Raw genomic sequence first — 3,527 nt, 5'->3', positions numbered from 1 at the left:
GGACCCCGGGCCCTACCTGTCCTACGCGGTGCAGTGGATCCTGTTCGCCGTGATGGGCTTCATCTTCATCTTCTACGTCATCCGCACCGAGCGGACGCGTCGACGGGAGGATGCCGAGGCCGCCGCGGCAGGCGAGACCGTGGTTCGCGAACCCGCTCGGGCACGCCGACGTGACCGCGACGCCGAAGACGAGGACGCGCTCCTCGACCAGCGCTGACGCGCCGGCAGCTCACGCAAGCGAGATCAAGTCCGCGTAGTCGCGACCCCAGAGATCTTCGACGCCGTCGGGCAGGATCAGCACCCGCTCGGGATTGAGCGCCTCGACGGCGCCCTCATCGTGCGAGACCAGCACGACAGCGCCCTCGTAGTGGGCGAGCGCGCCGAGGATCTCCTCGCGCGACGCCGGGTCGAGGTTGTTCGTGGGCTCATCGAGCAGCAGCATGTTGGCGCTCGACACGACGAGGGTCGCGAGCGAGAGCCGCGTCTTCTCACCGCCGGACAGCACGCCGGCCGGCTTGAGCACGTCGTCGCCGGTGAACAGGAACGACCCGAGCACCTTGCGGGCATCCGTGGCCGTGATGTCCGGCGCCGCCGACATCATGTTCTCGAGCACCGAGCGCGAGACATCGAGGTTCTCGTGCTCCTGGGCGTAGTAGCCGATCTTGAGGCCATGCCCTGGCTCGATCTGGCCGGTATCGGGCTTGTCGACGCCGGCGAGGATCCGCAGGAGCGTGGTCTTGCCCGCGCCGTTGAGCCCGAGCACGACGACCTTCGACCCGCGGTCGATCGCGAGATCGACATCCGTGAAGATCTCGAGCGAGCCATAGGACTTCGAGAGCCCCGACGCCATGAGGGGCGTCTTCCCGCACGCAGCGGGCTTGGGGAAGCGGAGCTTCGCGACGCGCTCCTCCTGCCTGACGTCGTCGAGGCCGGACAGCATCTTCTCGGCGCGAGCGACCATCTGGTGCGCGGCCGCCGCCTTCGAGGCCTTCGCGCCGAAGCGGGCAGCCTGCATCTGCAGCTGCGTCGCCTTCTTCTCGACGTTGACGCGCTCCTTCTTGCGACGCTCCTCGTCGGCGACGCGCTGGCGGAGGTAGTTCTTCCAGTTCATGTTGTAGACGTCGATGACCTGGCGGTTGGCGTCGAGGTAGAACACCCGGTTGACGGTCTCGCCCACCAGTTCGACATCGTGGCTGATGACGATCAGCCCGCCCTTGTAGTTCTTGAGGAACTCGCGCAGCCACACGACACTGTCCGCGTCGAGGTGGTTCGTGGGCTCGTCGAGGATCATCGACTCGGCATCCGAGAAGAGGATGCGGGCGAGCTCGATGCGGCGGCGCTGACCGCCGGAGAGGGTCTTCAGCTGCTGATCGAGGATCCGGTCGGGCAGCGAGAGATTGTGCGCGATGGACGCGGCCTCCGCCTCGGCGGTGTAGCCCCCGAGCGATTCGAAGCGCTCGGTGAGGTTCGCGTACTTGCGCATGGCCTTGGCCGCGACATCCGCGTCGTCCGATCCCATCGCGAGGGTGGCCTCGTGCATGCCGAGCGCGAGCGTGCCGAGGCCGCGGGCATCCAGGATCCGGGTGCGGGCCAGCATCTCGGGGTCACCGGTGCGGGGGTCCTGAGGCAGATAGCCGAGTTCGCCGGAACGGTCCACCCTGCCGTCGGCGGGGATCAGATCCCCGGCGAGCACCTTGGTGAGCGTCGTCTTGCCTGCGCCATTGCGACCGACCAGGCCGACTTTGTCGCCGGCCGAGACGCGAAAGGACACCTCCGACATGAGCACGCGGGCACCCACGCGGATTTCGAGGTCGTGCACGGAGAGCACAGCAGACGTCCGTTTCCTTGAGTGATTGGGTGCAGAAGTGACCGATGGTCAGCCCCCTAGTATAAGTCGCGACAGCACGCGCAAATTTCGACTCCCGCCTCGCCCAGAGGCCAAAGACGTCCTAGGAGCCCCATGTCCTCGCTCTCCGCAGCCCCCTCCGCCGCCGGACACCGTCCTGTTCTCGCCGACCTCATCGCCCGCCCGACCGCGCGCGCGCAGGCTTTCGCGCTCGACGCCGGACTCGTCGTCGCCGGCGCCGCGATCGTCGCGCTGCTCGCCCAGGTCTCGATCCCGCTGTGGCCGGTGCCGATCACGGGTCAGACGCTCGGGGTCATCGTCGTCGGCGCGTCCCTCGGCGCCTGGCGCGGCGCTGCGGCCCTGACGACCTACATGCTCGTCGGGCTCGCCGGCCTTCCGGTCTTCGCGGACTTCACCGGCTCGATCGCGGCGGTCGCCAAGCCGAGCTTCGGATTCGTCATCGGCTTCATCGCGTCCGCGTTCGTCGCGGGCTGGTTCGCACAGCGGGCCTGGGACCGCAAGCCGCTGCTCGCCTTCGCCGGGTTCGCGCTGGCGAGCATCATCCCGTTCCTCATCGGAGTGCCGTACCTCGCGTTCATCCTCAACAACGTGCTGGGTGCGGACTACACGTTCGGCCAGATCCTCGAGGTCGGCGTGCTCCCCTTCATCCTCGGGGGTCTGATCAAGGCGGCGCTCGCGGCCCTCATCATCCCGGGAGCCTGGGCGCTGGTGCGCCGGGTCGACAACAGCAAGAGCTGACCGGATGCCGCGGCCGCGGCATCCGATTCCCCGAAAGCCCCGACTCCCTGTCGGGGCTTTCGTGTGTGTGAGTTCGCCCTTCGAAATTGGTCGAAAAACATCTGCTGATCAGGTGGATTTCGGGGTCGGAATGTCGGTGGCCCTCGGCAGGATTGGGGTATGAAAGACCTCATCGATCGCCTCGAAGCACTCGACGCGATGGTCGCTGAGGTCGTGGCCGAGGCTGTGGTCGGCGGGGCGCTGCGGATCGCCGATGAGGCTGATCTCCTGTCTCTGCTCTCGGCCGCGRSSCGCGTCGGCCGGCGGCTGGATGCGGTGCTGATCGASGCGGTSGGCGAGGTSGAGRCGMGGTCGTCGTCGGGTGATCGGGAYGATCGGATGACGACSCGGYTCGGCTGCCACGATGTCAGCGAACTSGTGGAACGCGCCACGCTCTGCTCCCGGTCCACGGTCTCCCGGCTGCGCCGCGCCTCGACTGCGGTGCGGCGTGAGGTGTCGCTCACCACCGGTGCGCTGCTCGAGCCGGCGCTCCCGGGTATGCGGGCGGCGATGTGCGAGGGGCTCGTCGGCGTCGATGGGCTGGTCGCGGTCGCCGGCCCGCTGCTCTCCGCGAGGTCGCGGATCTCCCGGGAGGAGCTGCTCGCCGCCGACGCAGCACTGGCCGCTCAGTCGCGCGGCGACGGCCCGGATGGTGGGCCGCCGATGGGCGCTGATCTGCTGCGGGTGCAGGCGCAAGCATGGTCGATCGCGCTGGATCAGGACGGCGCCGAACCGCGGGAGCGGATGACCGAACACAAGCGCTCCTTCACGCTGGGCGCGCCGACCGACTGGGGCGTGCCATGCCGGGGGAACCTGATGCCCGAGGTGGCCGCGCAGCTGCAGATGATCTTCGACGCGCACAGCAACCCGGCCTATCACGGCG

3 protein-coding genes and 1 pseudogene are annotated in these 3,527 nt (G+C 68.4%); 3 read left to right on the top strand and 1 reads right to left on the bottom strand.

Annotated elements, in window-relative coordinates; genetic code table 11:
* Positions 1-217, top strand: a pseudogene (locus AC1DVT_RS18825) (SURF1 family cytochrome oxidase biogenesis protein); the annotation flags it as partial.
* A 12-nt stretch (positions 218-229) separates the two neighbouring features.
* Here the strand turns inward: AC1DVT_RS18825 and AC1DVT_RS18820 are convergent.
* A complete protein-coding gene (locus AC1DVT_RS18820; protein WP_457098329.1) occupies positions 230-1,828 on the bottom strand; it encodes an ABC-F family ATP-binding cassette domain-containing protein in 1,599 nt (532 codons plus the stop codon).
* A gap of 132 nt (positions 1,829-1,960) precedes the next feature.
* Here AC1DVT_RS18820 and AC1DVT_RS18815 point away from each other — a divergent pair, with 132 nt between their 5' ends.
* Entirely contained in the window at positions 1,961-2,605 is a 645-nt protein-coding gene (locus AC1DVT_RS18815) for a biotin transporter BioY (protein WP_457098328.1), read from the top strand.
* A 159-nt stretch (positions 2,606-2,764) separates the two neighbouring features.
* Positions 2,765-3,527 (top strand): hypothetical protein (locus tag AC1DVT_RS18810; RefSeq protein WP_477390763.1); only part of this gene is annotated, 763 nt, incomplete at its 3' end.

This window comes from Microbacterium sp. P2_F9, from assembly GCF_056403635.1.
Note: the sequence above shows the minus strand (reverse complement) of the source record. Positions and strands in the feature narration are given on the sequence as shown.